The organism is Bradyrhizobium sp. SHOUNA76 (genome assembly GCF_023006445.1).
Classification (GTDB): domain Bacteria; phylum Pseudomonadota; class Alphaproteobacteria; order Rhizobiales; family Xanthobacteraceae; genus Bradyrhizobium.
In genome coordinates, this window is the sequence record NZ_JALBHA010000021.1 from 1 (window position 1) to 16,363 (window position 16,363).

Here is a 16,363-nt window from a genome sequence, read left to right on the forward strand (position 1 = left end):
ACCGCCGAGCCGGCGCCGCCGGACGAGCCGCCCGGGGTCAGCGAGGCATCGCGGGGGTTCTTGGTGTCGCCATGGACCAGGTTGGTGGTGAACCAGCGGTAGGAGAAGGCCGGGCAATTGGTGCGGCCGAGCAGGACGGCGCCGGCCTTGCGGAAATTGGCGACCACCGGGTTGTCCTCGCGCGCGATCAGGTCGCGTTGGAGTTTTAAGCCGTTGGTGGTGGCAAAGCCCTCCTGGTCGACATTGGCCTTGATGGTGACGGGCACGCCGGCCAGCACGCCGGGGTCCTCGCCCCTGGCGATGGCGACATCCACGGCGTCGGCCTGCTTGAGCACGTCCTCCGGACGGTGGTCGATCACGGCATTGAGCTGGGGATTGACGGCGTCCAGGCGAGCGAGGCCGGCCTTGGCGGCCTCCCTGGCGGACACTTTCCTGGATTTGACGAGGGTGGCGAGGTCGGCGGCCGACAGGCGCCAGAGATCTTGCATGGCTAGCTCCGTATGACGGGCGTCTTTTAGCGCCGGGAACGCGGCAAAGCCATGCGGATTTCGCAGGGGCGAAAGTGCGATGTCATGTTGTCTCGGTCTCACCGCGAGCACACGGCAACCTCTCCCGCTTGCGGGAGAGGTCGGCACGAAGTGCCGGGTGAGGCTCTCTCCTCTTGGGGGTTCTCGCTCGCGGAAGCACCCTCTCCCCCGCAAGCGGGGGAGGGAGCGCATCTCGCGCGCCTCTAATGCCTCGTCGCGGACTGAACCGGCATGTCCAGCAGTGCCTCGGTGAAAGGAAACTCCAGCACGACCTCGCCATCGACGTCGGTGACCTCGATGACCGCCTCCAGCAGCGCCGGCTGGGTCCCCTCCGATTTCAGGACCTCCAGGATCATCTGGCGGGCGACCTCCCAGGCGCGATCGGGATTGCGCAGATCCTCACCTTCGGGATCCACGATCAGTTCGTCACCGATACGGGTGTTGAAGAAATATCTGGGCATGCCTGATCCAATGGGGTCGCCTGAAGCCGATTGGAAGCCGTTCCATACTCACAACTGGTTTATCCCGACAGGGATCACGACCTATCGACTATTTTGCGTTGTCATTCGCTCATCTTTGCGGCCGCAATACGCTCTCTTGCGGTGCAACAATTCCGCCGGTCTACTACCTAGGTCGGGAAAATTTCACTGGCGAACTTTTCCCCCCACAGTAACTTAGCTCGTGGGCGGATACGTCCGAATTCGCGAAAATGGAGTGCCAAAATGGCCTGGAAAGCCCCGAAGATCGTCGAAGTGCCCTGCGGCATGGAAATCAACATGTATGTGAGCGCCACCCGCAAGTAAGCGGTTGGCGAGTTTGCGTTCTGCGCAGGTGGATCTTTCGGCGGACGTTCTTTCGGTCACGATCAGTTTCCGGAAGATAAAAACTGTGTCGGCCTGAGATCCACTTGGCGACGTTGCCTCCAGGAGACGGATCATGCTTCGCGTCGTCGTCCTGGGCGCCGCAGCCGGCGGCGGGGTGCCGCAATGGAATTGCGGCTGCGAGGGCTGCCGGGCGGCCCGTAGCGCCGGTCATGAACTCGAGAGAACCCAGGCCTCGGTCGCCTTCAGCGGCGACGGCGAGCATTGGTTCCTGATCAATGCCTCTCCCGACCTGCGCCAGCAATTGAATGCCACGCCGCAACTGCACCCCAAGGCCGGGGCGCTGCGCCATACGCCGATTGCGGGCGTGATCTTGACCAACGGCGAGGTGGACGCGGTGGCGGGCCTGCTGTCGATGCGCGAGAGCTCGCCGTTCACGATTTATGCGCATGAGAAGGTGCTGGCGATCCTTGCCAGCAACAGCATCTTCAACGTGCTGAACGAGAAGCACGTGCGGCGCCAGCCGATCGGCGTCAACGAGGCATTCGAGCCGCGGCTCACCGACGGCTCGCGCTCGGGCCTGGAGGTGCTGCCCTTCGCAGTCTCGGGCAAGTCGGCCTGGTATCTGGAAGGCAAGGCGCATCCCGGCGGCGAGACCGGCGACGGCGATACGCTGGGGCTGAAGATCACCGACAAGGCGACCGGCAAGTGCTTCTATTTCATCGCAGCCTGCGCCGAGGTCACCGATGCGCTCAAGGCCGAGCTCGACGGCGCCGCCTTGGTGTTTTTCGACGGCACGGTGTGGCAGGACGACGAGATGATCAGGGCCGGGCTCGGTCACAAGACAGGCAAGAGCATGGGACACGTCGCCATGTCCGGCGAGGCCGGCGCCATCGCACGGTTGGCCGACCTCACTATCGACAGGAAGGTCTTTCTGCATATCAATAACTCGAACCCGGCGCTGCTGCCTGCCTCCCCGGAGCGCAAGGCCGCGGAGGCGGCAGGCTGGCAGATACCGGCGGACGGAACGGAGATCGTGCTGTGAATGCGGCGTCAATGACTGGAATGACTGCGCTCTCGATCGGCAAGGACATCAGGCTCAGCAGCGCCGAGGAGCTCGAGGCGACGCTGCGCCATATCGGGGCGACGCGCTATCACAGCCTGCACCCGTTCCATAAGCTCCTGCACGGCGGCAAGCTGAACAAGGGCCAGGTGCAGGCCTGGGCGCTGAACCGCTACTACTATCAGAGCACGATCCCGATCAAGGACGCCGTGGTGATCTCGCGCTTCCGCGACCGCGCCACCCGGCTGGAATGGCGCCATCGCATCGAGGACCACGACGGCGATGTCGGCTCCGAAGGCGGGATCGAACGCTGGCTGAAGCTGACCGAGGGCCTCGGACTTGACACGGCCTACGTGGAATCGACCGAAGGCATCCTGCCGGCGACGCGCTTCGCGGTGGAGGCGTACGTGCACTATTGTCGCGAAAAGAGCCCGCTGGAGGCGATCGCCTCCTCGCTCACCGAATTGTTCGCGCCGAACCTGCATGAAGAGCGTATCTCCGGCATGCTGGAGCATTACGACTTCGTCAACCCCGACATCATGAGCTACTTCAAGCGCCGCCTGGCCCAGGCGCCGCGCGATGCCGGCTTCGCGCTCGACTACGTCAAGGCGCATGCCACGACGCCGGAGCAGCGCGCGCTTGTGTGCAACGCGCTGATCTTCAAGACCAACGTCTTGTGGGTGCAGCTCGACGCGCTCCAGCACGCCTATGTCGAGGGCCACATTCCGCCGGGCGCATTCGTGCCCAAGGCGAGCTGAGGGAACAGCGATGGCCGGGCCGCGCAATATCTGCGTCAGCGAGGCAAGCCGCCCCGTGCTGCCGCGGCATGCCAAGCTGAAATATGACGAGACCCGCAAGGTGTGGGTGATCCTGGCGCCGGAGCGGGTACTGGCGCCTGATGAGATCGCGGTCGAGGTCTTGCAACTCTGCGACGGCAAGCGCAGTGTCGGCGACGTGTCCGATCAGCTCGCTGCGAAATATGCCGCGCCGCGCGAGGCGATCCTGGCCGACGTCATCCTCATGCTGCAGGATCTCGCCGACAAGGGCTTCCTCACCGAGATCAGGGAGAAGACGTCATGAGCGACGTGACCATCCCACCCAGCGACAGCCTCGCGGTGCTGGAGAAGCAGCGCTCGACGGCGGAGACCTTCGGCATTCCACTCGCGGTGCTGCTCGAGATCACCCATCGCTGCCCGCTGCAATGCCCCTATTGCTCCAACCCCGTCGAGCTCGACCGCTCGGGCAAGGAGCTGACGACGGACGAGTGGAAGAAAGTGCTGAGCGAGCTTGCCGAGATCGGCGTGCTCCAGGTGCATTTCTCCGGCGGCGAGCCGACAGCGCGCAAAGACCTTGTCGAGCTGGTCAAGCATGCCAGCGACGTCGGGCTCTACACCAACCTCATCACTTCGGCCGTGCTGCTGACGCGCGAGCGGCTGAGCGAGCTTGCCGATGCCGGACTATGCCATGTGCAGATCAGCTTCCAGGGCGTCGAAGAAGGCCTCGCCGATCGCGTCGCCGGCTACAGGAACGGCCATCGCAAGAAGCTTGAAGTCGCGAAATGGACCCGCGAGCTCGATTTGCCGCTGACCGTGAACGCGGTGATGCATCGGCAGAATTTGCACCAGCTTCCTGACATCATCCAGATGTCTGTCGATCTCGACGCCGACCGGCTCGAGGTCGCCAATGTGCAATATTACGGCTGGGCGCTGAAGAACCGTGCCGCGCTGATGCCGACGGTGGCGCAGCTCGACGAGTGCACGGCCATCGTCGAAGAGGCACGCGAGCGGCTCAAGGGCACGCTTGCGATCGACTACGTCGTTCCCGACTATTACGCGCTGCGGCCGAAGAAATGCATGGGCGGCTGGGGCCGGCAGTTCTTCAACATCTCGCCCGCCGGCAAGGTGCTGCCCTGCCACGCCGCCGAAAGCATCACCGGGCTCGAATTCGAGTCGGTGCGCTCCAACCATTCGATCGCCTGGATCTGGCAGAACTCCGAGGCCTTCAACCGCTATCGCGGCACCGGCTGGATGAAGGAGCCGTGCAAGACCTGCGAATTCCGCGAGATCGATTTCGGCGGCTGCCGCTGCCAGGCCTTTGCGCTGACCGGTGATGCCGCCAACACCGATCCCGCCTGCGCGCTGTCGCCGTTGCACGAGACCATCTTCAAGCAGGCCGAGCGCGAGGCCGAGGGCGAGACCAGCCGCTTCCTCTATCGCAACTTCGCCGGCGGCACCCTGGAATCCGAGAATGGGACCTGACGCCGACGCGGCCGCATCCGTCAGGCGTGCCGATCCCTTTGCGCCGCTGACCTCCGACATGCTCGACGTCGGCGACGGCCATGAGCTCTATGTCGAGAGCGTCGGGCGCAGCGACGGCATCCCCGCGATCTATCTGCACGGCGGGCCCGGCTCGGGCTGCCAGCCCGACCATCGCCGGCTTTTTGATCCCGAGCGTATGCATGCGGTGCTGTTCGACCAGCGCGGCTGCGGCCGCAGCCGTCCCAAGGCATCTCGCGAGCACAACACCACGGCGCATCTGATCGCGGACATGGAGAAGATCCGCGAAAAGTTCGGCTTTGACCGCTGGATGGTGGTCGGCGGCTCCTGGGGCGCGACACTGGCGCTGGCGTATGCGCAGGCGCATCCCGAGCGTGTGTCCGGCATTGCGCTCCGCGCGACGTTTCTCGGCACGCGGGCAGAAGTCGAGACCGGCTTCACGGTGCGCCTGCCGCAATTCTATCCCGCGCTGTACGAGGATTTTCTGAGTGTGCTGCCAAGGGAAGAGCAAGCGCGGCCGGTAGACGCCTATTGGCGCCGCATCCTCGATGCCGATCCTGCCGTTCACGGACCTGCGGCGCGCGCCTGGCACGACACCGAGCGCGCCTTGTCCGAGCACAAGCCGGCCAGGACGCGGCTCGACCTGGCGTCGCTGAACGTCTGGCGCACGCTGCCGGCAACGCCGTTCATGGAGGCGCATTATTTCATCAACAACTCCTTCATGAGCGAAGACCAGTTGTTGCGGAACGCGGGCCGGCTCGCGGGCATTCCCGGCATCATCATCCAGGGCCGCTACGATCTGCTGTGTCCTCCTGAGACATCGCAGGCCCTAACGAAAGTATGGCCCGGTTCCGAGCTTCGCGTCGTGGAAGGAGCCGGGCATTCGCTCTATGATGCCGGCGTGAGGGATGCGGTGATGAAGTCGATCGCGGACCTCGCATCGAAGATCGGGCGATGAGAGGACAAGAAGAATGCCGCTCGCCGGGAAAGGCATGCTGCTGACGTCGATGAACGTCGATGCAGCGGATGAAGACGATTTCAACCGCTGGTACGATCGCGAGCATCTGGAAGAGCGGGTCGCGATCGACGGATTCCTCGAAGCGCGGCGCTATCTCGCGCATGCCGCCAACCCCAAATATCTCTCGCTGTACTCGACCGCGACGCTCGACGTGCTCGACAGTCCCGCCTACCGGGCGCGGCTCGCCAATCAGACCGACTGGTCGCGGCGCAGCATGGCGCGCTTCAAGGACATGCTGCGCGTCGTCGCGCGCATCACACTCAGCAACGGCACCGGACGTGGTGCTGCGCTCGGCGTGGTGCGGCTGCGACCGGGGCCGGACAATGCCGCGTCCTGGCGTGATGCGCTGCAAGACAAGCTCAGGCTCGAAGGGCGCGACGGCATCATCTCGATGCATCTGCTCGAAAGCGAGCCGGAATTGTCGGGCGCAACGGCGGGCATTCCGGCGGTGCGCAATGAAGGCGCCCGCGACTGGTTCGTGCTGATCGACGGCACGCATGTCGGCGCGGTCTCGGCCGTGATCGCCGAACGCTTCACAGGCCCGGCGGCGGCGCCGTTCCCGCTTCCGGTCTCCGTCGGCACTTACAGCCTGATGTGGGATCTCGCAAAGAGCGACATTGCGAGTAGCTGACGCGCTCGCACGCATCGCAACATGCTGCACCGCACACAGACCCAGCGCACCGTTAATGCTGTGCGCGCTTGGCTCCTATGAAACAGGGGAAGCGCGCAAGTTTGCCGTTGTACTTCGGAAAGGTTCTAATAAGCTAACCCAATGACGTCATTCAGAAACCAGATCGACGCGCGTTAAGCGTTCGCCAAGCTCAGAAGAGGCCGCCGGGTCTTTGAGCCTGCGCGGACAGGGTAGGAATGAAACCGACCGATATTGCGGCCCCCGACTACTTTCACAAAGTGGTCGATTGCCAATGGGCCTGTCCCGCGCACACCCCGGTTCCCGAATACATCCGACTGATCGCCCAAGGTCGCTATAGCGACGCCTACATGATCAATTGGAAATCGAACGTGTTTCCCGGAATCCTGGGACGCACTTGCGATCGTCCCTGCGAGCCGGCTTGCCGCCGCGGACGCGTCGAGGAAACACCGGTTGCAATCTGCCGGCTCAAGCGCGTTGCCGCCGATTTCAAGGATGACATCAAGCAGCGCCTGCCGCACCCCGCCGCGAAGAACGGCAAGCGCGTCGCCTTCGTCGGCGGCGGCCCCGCCTCGCTGACAGTGGCACGCGATCTGGCGCCGCTCGGCTATCACTGCACCGTGTTCGACGGCGATCCGGAAGCCGGCGGCATGATGCGCACGCAGATCCCGAAATTCCGCCTGCCAAATTCCGTCATTGACGAGGAGACCGGCTACATCCTGGGTCTCGGCGTCGAGTTCAAAGGCGGCCACCGCATCGAGAGCATGAAGGCGCTGCTCGGGGAGAAGTACGACGCGATCTTCGTCGGATCGGGCGCGCCGCGCGGCCGCGAGCTCGACATTCCCGGCCGGAAAGAGGCAGCCGCCAACATCCATATCGGCATCGACTGGCTGTCCTCGGTCTCCTTTGGCCACATCGACAAGATCGGCAAGCGCGTGATCGTGCTCGGCGGCGGCAACACCGCGATGGATTGCTGCCGCACCGCGCGCCGCCTTGGCGGCGAGAGCGTCAAGGTTGTCGTCCGCTCCGGCTTCGAGGAGATGAAGGCCTCGCCCTGGGAGAAGGAAGACGCGCTCCATGAGGATATTCCGATCCTCAATTACATGGTTCCGGTGGCTTTCAAGCATGTCGCCGGCAAGCTGATCGGCGTCACCTTCCAGAAGGTGAAAGCCGAATACGACGCCAAGGGCCGGCGCAACCTCGTGCCATCGGGCGAGCCGGATGAGACGATCGCCTGCGACGACGTGCTGGTCGCGGTCGGCCAGGAAAACGCCTTCCCCTGGATCGAACAGGATTGCGGCATCGAGTTCGACAAATGGCACATGCCCAAGGTCGATCCGAAAACCTTCGTCTCGACCAATCCAAAGGTGTTCTTCGGCGGCGACGCCGCGTTCGGGCCGAAGAACATCATCTGGGCGGTGGCGCAGGGCCATGACGCCGCGCTGTCGATCCACAAGATGCTGTCGGGCGAGGACATCACCGAGCGCCCGCTACCCGACGTGCAGGTCTCATCGCAGAAGATGGGCATCCATGAATGGAGCTATGACAACGACATCTCCATCGACAAGCGTTACAAGGTGCCGCACCGCGACAAGGTCGTCGCGCTGAAGGACATCCGCGCCGAGGTCGAGCTCGGCTACGACGTCAAGCTGGCCTTGGGCGAAGCCGAGCGCTGCCTGAACTGCGACGTGCAGACGGTGTTCTCGACCTCGCTCTGCATCGAATGCGATGCCTGCGCCGACATCTGCCCGATGGATTGCATCACCTTCACCGGTAACGGTGAGGAAAGCGACTTGCGCCAGCGCCTGAAGGCGCCCTCGCCGCATCCGGACCAGGATCTCTACGTCTCCTCGGATCTCAAGACCGGGCGCGTGATGGTGAAGGACGAGGACGTCTGCCTGCATTGCGGGCTGTGCGCCGAGCGTTGTCCCACCGGCGCCTGGGACATGCAGAAATATTTCATCGAGATGACCCACGCAGGTTCGACATGCCCGACAAGAAGCCGCTCAGCAGCGTAAACGACTTCGTCGTCCGCTTCGCCAACGTCAACGGCTCGGGTTCGGCCAGCGCCAACGAGATGTTCGCGCGCGCGATCCTGCGCCACGGCGTTCCGGTGTCTCCGCGCAACATCTTCCCCTCCAACATCCAGGGCCTGCCGACCTGGTACGAGGTGCGGGTCACCGAAGACGGCCATCTCGGCGCCCGCGGCGGCGTCGACATGATGGTCGCCATGAATCCGCAGACCTGGGACAAGGACGTCGCCGGCATCGAGCCGGGCGGCTATTTGTTCTACGATTCCACCAAGCCGATGCCGTCGACGAAATTCCGCGACGACATCACCGTGATCGGCGTCCCCTTAACCGCCATCACCAACTCGACCTATACCGATCCGCGCCAGCGCCAGCTGTTCAAGAACATCATCTATCTCGGCGCGCTCTCGGCGCTGCTCGACATGGACCCGAAGCTGATCGAGCAACTGATCGGCGAGCAGTACAAGGGCAAGGAGAAACTGCTTTCCTCCAACGTCCACGCGCTGCATCTCGGCCGCGACTGGGCGCTGCAAAACCTGAAATGCCCGATCGGGCTACGGGTCAAGAAGTCCGACAAGGTCGGCGACCGCATCTTCATCGAGGGCAACAGCGCCGCCGCGCTCGGCGCGGTCTATGGCGGCGCCACGGTCTGTGCCTGGTATCCGATCACGCCGTCCTCATCCGTGGCGGAAGCTTTCACCGCCCATTGCAAGAAGTACCGGCACGATCCGGAGACGGGCAAAGCCAAATACGCCATCGTGCAGGGCGAGGACGAGCTGGCCTCGATCGGCATCGTGATCGGCGCGTCCTGGAACGGCGCACGCGCCTTCACCGCGACCTCCGGCCCCGGCATCTCCCTGATGACCGAGTTCATCGGTCTCTCGTACTTTGCCGAGATCCCGGCCGTGATCATGAACATCCAGCGCGCCGGCCCCTCGACGGGCATGCCGACCCGCACCCAGCAATGCGACATCATCGCCTGCGCCTATGCTTCGCACGGCGACACCAAGCATGTGCTGCTATTCCCCGAAGATCCCGCGGAGGCCTTCGAATTCGCGGCCTCCGCCTTCGATCTCGCCGAGCGGCTGCAGACCACGATCTTCCTGATGCTCGACCTCGACATCGGCATGAACCATCGGCTCTGTCGCCCGCTGAAGTGGGATGATGCCAAGCAGTACGACCGCGGCAAGGTGATGACCGCTGAGATGCTGGAAGAGGGACGCGACTTCGGCCGCTATCTCGACGTCGACGGCGACGGCATTCCCTACCGCACCTATCCCGGCACGCACCCGACCAAGGGCTCCTATTTTACCCGCGGCACCTCGCGTGACCGCTATGCGCGTTACTCCGAGGAAGGCTCCGTCTACGCCGACAACATGCAGCGCCTGATGCGCAAGTTCGAGACGGCGCAGGATCTGGTGCCGCGGCCGCTGCAGGCCAATGCGGAGCGGCCGACCAAATATGGCGTGATCTATTTCGGCTCCACCTCGCCGGCGATGGACGAGGCGATCGGCCTCTTGGAAGCGCGCGGACATCAGCTCGACCGGATGCGCATCCGCGCCTTCCCGTTCCACTCGAGTGTGGCGAGCTTCCTCGCCGAGCACGACTTCGTCTACGTGGTCGAGCAGAACCGCGACAGCCAGCTGCGCCAGCTCATCGTCAACGAGAACGGCATCGATCCCGTCCGCCTTGTGCCGATCGTGCATTATGACGGTTCGCCGATCACCGCCCGCTTCATCGCAAAAGCCATTGGCGACCATCAGGATCACCTCAAGGTGACCCCGCTCCGCAAGGCCGTGTCATGACCTACATCGCAAAACCGAAATTCCATCATCCGAGCCTGAAGAAGAACGAGCTCGGCTACACGCATCGCGACTACGAGGGCAAGATCTCGACGCTGTGCGCCGGTTGCGGCCACGATTCGATCACGGCCTCGATCATCGAGGCCTGCTACGAGCTCTCGATCGAGCCGCACCGGGTGGCGAAGATTTCCGGCATCGGCTGCTCGTCGAAGACGCCGGACTATTTCCTCGGCAATTCGCACGGTTTCAATTCCGTGCACGGCCGCATGCCCAGCGTACTGACCGGCGCCAATCTCGCCAACCGCGATTTGATCTATCTCGGCGTTTCCGGCGATGGCGATTCCGCATCGATCGGCTTCGGCCAGTTCGCGCATTCGATCCGGCGCGGCGTCAACATGACCTATATCGTCGAGAACAATGGCGTCTACGGCCTGACCAAGGGCCAGTTCTCGGCGACTGCCGACCGCGGCTCGAAGTCCAAGAAGGGCGTCACCAACACCGACAACGCCATCGACCTCGTCGCGATCGCGCTGCAACTCGGCGCCACCTTCGTCGCGCGCTCCTTCTCGGGCGACAAGACCCAGCTGGTGCCGCTGATCGCGGCCGCGATCCGCCACAAGGGTGCGTCCTTCATCGACGTCATCAGTCCCTGCATCGCCTTCAACAACCACGCCGGCTCGACCAAGAGTTTTGATTATGTCCGCGAGCACAACGACGCGGTGAACCGGCTCGACGTGCTGGTCGGCCGCGACCCGATCGCCGTGGATTACGCGCCGGGCACGGTGCAAATGGTCGAGCAGCACGACGGCAGCAAGATCGCGCTGCGCAAGATCGACGCGGATTACGATCCGCACGACCGGTTGGGGGCCCAGACCTTCCTCGCAAGGCATGCCGCCAAGGGACAGATCGTCACCGGGCTGCTCTACGTCGACCCGGACGCGGAAGATCTGCACGAGCATCTCAACACGGTCGAGACGCCACTGAACAGGCTGGAGGCGGACACTCTCTGCCCGGGCTCGGCGGTGCTGGACAAGATCAACGCCAGCCTGCGCTGATCGTTTACTTCCGCGCCGAAGCCGGCGGTCTGACGCGCACCGTGATCTTGTCCGACACGACAGGCGGCTCGAACGGATAGTGCTTCGCATCGCCCAGCACAAGCTGGAGCGTGTGCGTGCCGGGCGGAAGCTCGAGGAGGGTTTCAGTCTGCCCAGCCCCGAAATGCAGGTGCGACTTGTCCTGCGGGATCGGCTCCTTGGAATCGATGGGCTCGTTGACGTCGACCAAGAGATGGTGATGACCGGCATTCTGGTACTCGTCGCCGGCATGCGTCACGCCCATGTTGCGCAAGCCGAACCGGACCCAGAAACCACCGCGAACTTTCTGCCCGTCATGTGGCGTGATGAAATAGAGCTTCGCGTCCTTCGGCGCGGACTTGCCTTGCGAGTTGGCCGCGCCCGAATGCAATGCAATTGCGGCCGCCAGCGCCACACAGGAAATGATCCTCATCAATTCTACTCCAGCACTTAAAGACTGAGCGCGACACGGAATCCATGCGTGGGGTAACGGACATTGGTGTCGTAACCATCGCGATTGGACGGTCGCACATATCTCGAATCATTTTTCCAAGAGCCCGAACGGAGGACGTGCGAGGAGCAGTCGCTGCCGGTCCACGCGGAGCCATCGCTCGGCGCCCCCTGATAGGTCCTGTGCCAGCAGTCCTCGACCCACTGGTCGATGCCGCCGCCCATGTCATAGAGCCCGAATTGATTAGGCTTGAAGCTGCCGACCTTGGCCGGCTGCTCGGCCGCAAGATCACCGCAATCCTTGCAGCCGGCCATACCCGGTTGGAGCTTGTCGCCCCACCAGTACTTGCTCTGCGTTCCGCCGCGCGCCGCATATTCCCATTCGGCTTCGGTCGGAAGCCGGTAGGGCTTCTTCGCCGCCTGCGCGAGCCAGACGACATATTGCTGCGCGTCGGCCCAGCTCACATTGCTGACCGGGGCATTGTCCTTGCCGATGGCCGTGAATGCGCACCCCTTTGCAGCTGCACATTCGTTCCATTCCCGCACGGTGACCGGGTATTTTCCGATCGAGAACGGCTTGATCGTGACTTGGTGAACGGGTCGCTCGGTCGGATCATCATTGCTTCCCATCGCGAAACTGCCGCCGCGAATGGCGATCATCTCGGGTTCGGGAGGCGGCGCCGCCGATGGGCTGGGCGCCGGCGGTGAAGGCGACGAAGCCAATGACGGAGATGGTTGCGGCGTCTGCGTCGCCGCCTCGCTTGGCAGCGGCCGCGGACTCGGTGAAGCGGCAGGAGAAGCGGCTGGCACGGCTGCCTGTTCTCCCATCCTGCCGGGCTGCGCCAGCAAATACCAGAGCACGCCCGCGGCCATCATCATCACTGTGATGGCCAGCAGAAAGATCAGGGCGTTCTCACGTCGGCTCCTCGTTTTGCCAACGGCATCCGCGTCCGGCAGCACGCGATAGACGCGCACAGGATCGGTGATGTTCTTGACTTTGCGGTCGCCGAGCGACTCATAGCCGCATACCACCTTGTGCTTAATCTGCTCGTAGATCGCGCCTGAGATATAGACCTGACCGGGCTCGGCAATGCCCTCAATGCGTGTGGCGATGTTGACGCCGTCGCCGTAGACATCGTCCGGCTCCACGATCACGTCGCCGAGATTGACGCCAATTCGGTATTCGAGCCGCGAATGCTTCGGAAGCGAGGCGTTGCGGCCGATCAGGTTCTGCTGGATGACGATACTGCATCGAACGGCCTCGACAGGGCTATCGAAAATGGCAATGAAGCCATCGCCCGTTGTCTTCACCAGAGCACCATGGTGCTCGACGATGCTGGGCTGAATGAGATCCCGCTCGATCCGCTTGACGCGGACATGCGTCCCCTCCTCGTCAGCTTGCATCATGCGGCTGTAGGAAGCGATGTCACCGACAATGATCGCAGCGAGACGACGGGGCATAAGACCGTGTGGAGGCGGCCCATCCTGATCGCCGGATTTGAAGTTGCGAATTTCGCCCATCGCGGGGGACTCCACATACTGACAAGGCAGCCTCAGCTTACGACTGCCAAACGTGGTCGTCTGTGAAGGCTATCACATTGACGAACCGAGACAATGTCAGGGCAACGGGCGGCATCGAGTTCCGAGGAATCAAGGCGCTCCGCCGCTTGAACCTTCTTGATCCCCTCTGTGACTAAGGCTCGGCCTGAACTCGCGATGGCCGCTGGAGCGACTTGGGACGGTTGAACGCGGGGCACCGCGCCTGCGTCTAACAGACAGCAGCTCTGTCCTGCCGCGATAGAAATCGCCACGCGCTCGAGGCCGTCATGAAGCTCTCCATCTTTGCTGCCGTCATTTTGGCTGCGCTGACCAGCGCCGCCGTGGCCGAGGAAGGTGATGACATTCGTGAGGCCAGCAAGGCCGAAGCCGAAACCTTCAACATGCGCATGTATTCGGGCGTGCCCGGCAACAAGGCCTACGCCTGCTTCGTCCGCCGCTACGATGCCGATCATCTGGCGCGGCACCCGAAGCAGAAGGTCGCCGCGATGAAGCTGCTGATCTCCGCAGAGGTCGACAAGGAGGACAAGGAGCTGCACAACTCCTTCCGTCTCGGCTTCAGGTACCGTCACCGCAGCGGCGATTTCGACTCCAGCGGCTCGTGCAACCACGCCGTGTTCACCAGGAACGGCAGCGAGGTGCGCCTCGGCTGCGGCGTCGACTGCGAGGGCGGTGGCATCGGCGTCGCGCTGTCGAAGGACGACAAGTCGGCGATCGTGCGACTCGAACGGGTGCGAGTCTGGCAGAACAACAAGCCGGACGACGATGCCGAGCAATCGCTGGTGGCCGGCGCCGATGACAAGATTTTTCGCCTCGACCGCACCGACAATAGCGAATGCGCCTCGCTGGTAACCGACCGCAAGGAACTCGCAGCGCTGCGCCACAAATGATATCTGTCCGGCGAACTGGGATCAGTCGAAGGAGGTCGCCATGAATCGCCGGAACATCTTGTGGAGCGCCGTTTCGGCTTTGGGCGCAGCGTTTGGCGCCTCGCGTGCACGAGCCGCCACCGAAGCCAGCGCGGGCAACAAGCTGAAGGTCGTCTATCACCTCAGCGACGCCGAGAAGGTCAATTTCGTGCTCGGCAACATCCAGAACCACATCGACGGCGTCGGCGGCCCCGAGCACGTCACGCTCGCGCTGGTGATCCACGGTCCCGCGCTGAAGGCATTCCACGGGGCGCAGGCCAACCCCGATGTCAGCAAGCGGGTCGGCGAATTCTCCAAGGGCGGCGTCGAGCTCGCCGCTTGCGGCAACACGATGAAGGCGCAGAACGTCACGCTGGCGGATCTGCTGCCCGGCTTTGTCAGTGCTGAGAACGGCGGCGTGGTTCGCTTGGCCGAGCTGCAGTCGCAGGGGTATTTGTATCTGCGGCCGTAGCAGTGCGCGCCGCGGCGCGACATTCTCCGTCATTGCGAGGAGCCCTTGCGACGAAGCAATCCAGACTGTCTCTGAGGAGGAAGCCTGGATTGCTTCGCTGCGCTCGCAATGACCCGGAGTAACATCGGGTGCCACACCTTCCAATCCCGCTTGACTCACCCATAACTCTACGGTTATGAGTCAATCCATAACTTCCTGGTTATGGATCTCCATGTCCCCCGCCCCCGATCTCCTGTTCAGGACGCTCGCCGACCCCACAAGGCGGGCGATTTTCGAGCGGCTGTGCCGCGACGGCGAGCAGACGGTCGGGGCACTGACGGCGCTATCGGGCGTTTCGCAGCCTGCGGTTTCGAAACATCTCGGCGCGCTGAAGCAGGCCGGCCTCGTACGTGACCGCCATGAAGGACGGCAGACCCATTACAGCGCGCTGCCCGGCGCGCTCGATCCGCTGATCGACTGGACCAGCCAGATGGCCGGCTTCTGGCAGAGGCGGCTCGACGCGCTCGACGATCTCCTGAAGAGGATGGACCAATGACTGAAGCCTCAAGCCAGACGCGCTCCGTGGTCGTCGAGCGCGAATTCGCCTTTCCGCCCGAGCGGCTCTGGCGCGCGCTGACGCAGCCGCATCTGATCGAGGAATGGCTGATGAAGAACGACTTCAAGCCATCAGTCGGTCATCGTTTCAATCTGCGCGGCGAATGGGGCGGCGTGCTGGACTGCGAGGTGCTCACCATCGAGCCGCAGAAGAGCCTCGCCTACACCTGGAATTTCTCGCATGAGGATTCCGCCTTCGATCTCAAGAGCGTCGTGACCTTCACGCTCACGCCGACGAGCGCGGGCACGCATTTGCGCGTGGAGCAGGCGGGCTTCGGCCCGACGCAAAAGCAGGCCTATGGCGGCGCGCATGCCGGCTGGAAGCAGTTCTTCAACAAGCTGGACGAGGTGCTGGCGCGCGCTGACTAGCTCCGCCGGCGTCCATTCCGATCAATCTCAAAGGAGGTCTCTAGTGAGCACGCATATGTGGGTTCGGCAGATTCATCGCTGGCTGTCGATGGCTTTCACGCTCGCGGTCATCGCCAACATCGTGGCGATGACCATGCAGGTCCAGGCCGTCTGGATCGGTTTCCTGGCGCTGGTCCCGCTGATCCCGCTGCTCGCGACCGGGCTCTATCTGTTCGCGAAGCCCTATCTCGACCAGCGCGATGGCGTGCGACGCGAGGCGAGATCATGAAGAAGGCGATGGCGAAGAAGAGCGGCGCAAAGGGCGCGAATGGGCCGTCGCCCTCCAAAATGATCGACGGCAGGATCAAGGAGCTCGGCGATTGGCGCGGCGAGATGCTGGGGCGGATTCGCGGCCTGATCAAGCAGGCCGATCCTGATGTGGTCGAGGAGTGGAAATGGCGCGGCGTTCCCGTATGGGAGCACGACGGCATCATCTGCACCGGCGAGACCTACAAGGCGGTGGTGAAGATGACCTTCGCCAATGGCGCGGCGCTGGAGGATCCGGCCGGTCTGTTCAATTCCAGCCTCGACGGAAATGTGCGCCGCGCGATCGATATTCGCGAAGGCGAGAAGATCGACGAGAAGGCATTGAAGGCGCTGATCCGCGCGGCGGTGGAGTTGAATGTGAGCAAGAAGAAATCGGCGAAGAAGAAAGCATGATGAGCTGAAGATCGAATTCGGCGGCAGCAACGCTCTCTCCGTTCCCTGCCCCACA

The 16,363-nt window shown here is 63.3% G+C and carries 20 protein-coding genes; 16 read left to right on the plus strand and 4 right to left on the minus strand.

Annotated features, from left to right (window positions below; translation table 11 throughout):
• Together MOV74_RS05265 and MOV74_RS05270 are read right to left on the minus strand one after the other, a co-directional pair.
• Positions 1-488: amidase family protein (locus tag MOV74_RS05265; protein ID WP_246918805.1), on the minus strand; the 488-nt coding region annotated here is incomplete at its 3' end.
• Between the two features lie 242 nt (positions 489-730).
• Positions 731-988 (minus strand): DUF6894 family protein, encoded by a 258-nt coding sequence (locus tag MOV74_RS05270; RefSeq protein WP_246918807.1) that lies wholly within the window; start codon positions 986-988, stop codon positions 731-733.
• Positions 989-1,249: 261 nt separating this feature from the next.
• On the opposite strand from MOV74_RS05270, the gene pqqA reads away from it, so the two are divergent.
• The 10 genes from pqqA to MOV74_RS05320 all read left to right on the plus strand — a co-directional run bounded on the left by pqqA (position 1,250) and on the right by MOV74_RS05320 (position 11,241).
• Positions 1,250-1,330, plus strand: a complete 81-nt coding sequence (pqqA, locus tag MOV74_RS05275) for a pyrroloquinoline quinone precursor peptide PqqA (protein WP_007595659.1) — start codon at positions 1,250-1,252, stop codon at positions 1,328-1,330.
• Between the two features lie 133 nt (positions 1,331-1,463).
• The gene (gene pqqB, locus MOV74_RS05280; protein ID WP_246918809.1) at positions 1,464-2,393 is read left to right on the plus strand and encodes a pyrroloquinoline quinone biosynthesis protein PqqB; all 930 of its coding nucleotides are present in this window, start codon (positions 1,464-1,466) and stop codon (positions 2,391-2,393) included.
• Between the two features lie 20 nt (positions 2,394-2,413).
• Entirely contained in the window at positions 2,414-3,169 is a 756-nt protein-coding gene (gene pqqC / locus MOV74_RS05285; protein ID WP_249796555.1) for a pyrroloquinoline-quinone synthase PqqC, read from the plus strand.
• A gap of 10 nt (positions 3,170-3,179) precedes the next feature.
• Positions 3,180-3,491 carry a pyrroloquinoline quinone biosynthesis peptide chaperone PqqD gene (gene pqqD / locus MOV74_RS05290; RefSeq protein WP_246918813.1) on the plus strand — a complete coding sequence of 104 codons (312 nt, stop codon included), beginning with the start codon at positions 3,180-3,182 and terminating at the stop codon, positions 3,489-3,491.
• Entirely contained in the window at positions 3,488-4,669 is a 1,182-nt protein-coding gene (gene pqqE, locus MOV74_RS05295; RefSeq protein WP_246918815.1) for a pyrroloquinoline quinone biosynthesis protein PqqE, read from the plus strand. The genes pqqD and pqqE overlap by 4 nt, the downstream gene beginning before the upstream one ends.
• A complete protein-coding gene (gene pip / locus MOV74_RS05300; protein WP_246918817.1) occupies positions 4,659-5,645 on the plus strand; it encodes a prolyl aminopeptidase in 987 nt (328 codons plus the stop codon). Before pqqE ends, pip begins: the two co-directional genes overlap by 11 nt.
• A 13-nt stretch (positions 5,646-5,658) precedes the next feature.
• The gene (locus tag MOV74_RS05305; RefSeq protein ID WP_246918819.1) at positions 5,659-6,336 is read left to right on the plus strand and encodes a DUF4286 family protein; all 678 of its coding nucleotides are present in this window, start codon (positions 5,659-5,661) and stop codon (positions 6,334-6,336) included.
• A 236-nt stretch (positions 6,337-6,572) separates the two neighbouring features.
• On the plus strand, positions 6,573-8,372 hold the full coding sequence (locus tag MOV74_RS05310; protein WP_246918821.1) for an FAD-dependent oxidoreductase: 1,800 nt from the start codon (positions 6,573-6,575) through the stop codon (positions 8,370-8,372).
• Complete coding sequence (locus MOV74_RS05315) at positions 8,342-10,189, plus strand: 2-oxoacid:acceptor oxidoreductase subunit alpha (protein WP_246918823.1); 1,848 nt, start codon at positions 8,342-8,344, stop codon at positions 10,187-10,189. The genes MOV74_RS05310 and MOV74_RS05315 overlap by 31 nt, the downstream gene beginning before the upstream one ends.
• Complete coding sequence (locus tag MOV74_RS05320; protein ID WP_246918825.1) at positions 10,186-11,241, plus strand: 2-oxoacid:ferredoxin oxidoreductase subunit beta; 1,056 nt, start codon at positions 10,186-10,188, stop codon at positions 11,239-11,241. Before MOV74_RS05315 ends, MOV74_RS05320 begins: the two co-directional genes overlap by 4 nt.
• Before the next feature lie 4 nt (positions 11,242-11,245).
• Here the strand turns inward: MOV74_RS05320 and MOV74_RS05325 are convergent, their stop codons facing one another.
• Both MOV74_RS05325 and MOV74_RS05330 read right to left on the minus strand, forming a co-directional pair.
• Positions 11,246-11,692: a DUF4399 domain-containing protein gene (locus MOV74_RS05325; RefSeq protein WP_246918827.1), complete on the minus strand. Its 447-nt coding sequence runs from the start codon at positions 11,690-11,692 to the stop codon at positions 11,246-11,248.
• A 17-nt stretch (positions 11,693-11,709) separates the two neighbouring features.
• A complete protein-coding gene (locus MOV74_RS05330; RefSeq protein ID WP_246918829.1) occupies positions 11,710-13,230 on the minus strand; it encodes an SUMF1/EgtB/PvdO family nonheme iron enzyme in 1,521 nt (506 codons plus the stop codon).
• A gap of 305 nt (positions 13,231-13,535) precedes the next feature.
• Between MOV74_RS05330 and MOV74_RS05335 the strand changes: the two genes are divergently transcribed.
• The 6 genes from MOV74_RS05335 to MOV74_RS05360 all read left to right on the plus strand — a co-directional run bounded on the left by MOV74_RS05335 (position 13,536) and on the right by MOV74_RS05360 (position 16,308).
• Complete coding sequence (locus tag MOV74_RS05335; RefSeq protein ID WP_246918831.1) at positions 13,536-14,156, plus strand: hypothetical protein; 621 nt, start codon at positions 13,536-13,538, stop codon at positions 14,154-14,156.
• A 40-nt stretch (positions 14,157-14,196) separates the two neighbouring features.
• Positions 14,197-14,646, plus strand: a complete 450-nt coding sequence (locus MOV74_RS05340) for a DsrE family protein (RefSeq protein ID WP_246918833.1) — start codon at positions 14,197-14,199, stop codon at positions 14,644-14,646.
• A 211-nt stretch (positions 14,647-14,857) separates the two neighbouring features.
• Positions 14,858-15,181 (plus strand): helix-turn-helix transcriptional regulator, encoded by a 324-nt coding sequence (locus tag MOV74_RS05345; protein ID WP_246918835.1) that lies wholly within the window; start codon positions 14,858-14,860, stop codon positions 15,179-15,181.
• Entirely contained in the window at positions 15,178-15,609 is a 432-nt protein-coding gene (locus MOV74_RS05350) for an SRPBCC domain-containing protein (RefSeq protein ID WP_246918837.1), read from the plus strand. Before MOV74_RS05345 ends, MOV74_RS05350 begins: the two co-directional genes overlap by 4 nt.
• Before the next feature lie 55 nt (positions 15,610-15,664).
• The gene (locus MOV74_RS05355) at positions 15,665-15,877 is read left to right on the plus strand and encodes a hypothetical protein (protein WP_249796554.1); all 213 of its coding nucleotides are present in this window, start codon (positions 15,665-15,667) and stop codon (positions 15,875-15,877) included.
• On the plus strand, positions 15,874-16,308 hold the full coding sequence (locus MOV74_RS05360) for a DUF1801 domain-containing protein (RefSeq protein WP_246918841.1): 435 nt from the start codon (positions 15,874-15,876) through the stop codon (positions 16,306-16,308). Before MOV74_RS05355 ends, MOV74_RS05360 begins: the two co-directional genes overlap by 4 nt.
• Positions 16,309-16,363 lie beyond the last annotated feature (55 nt).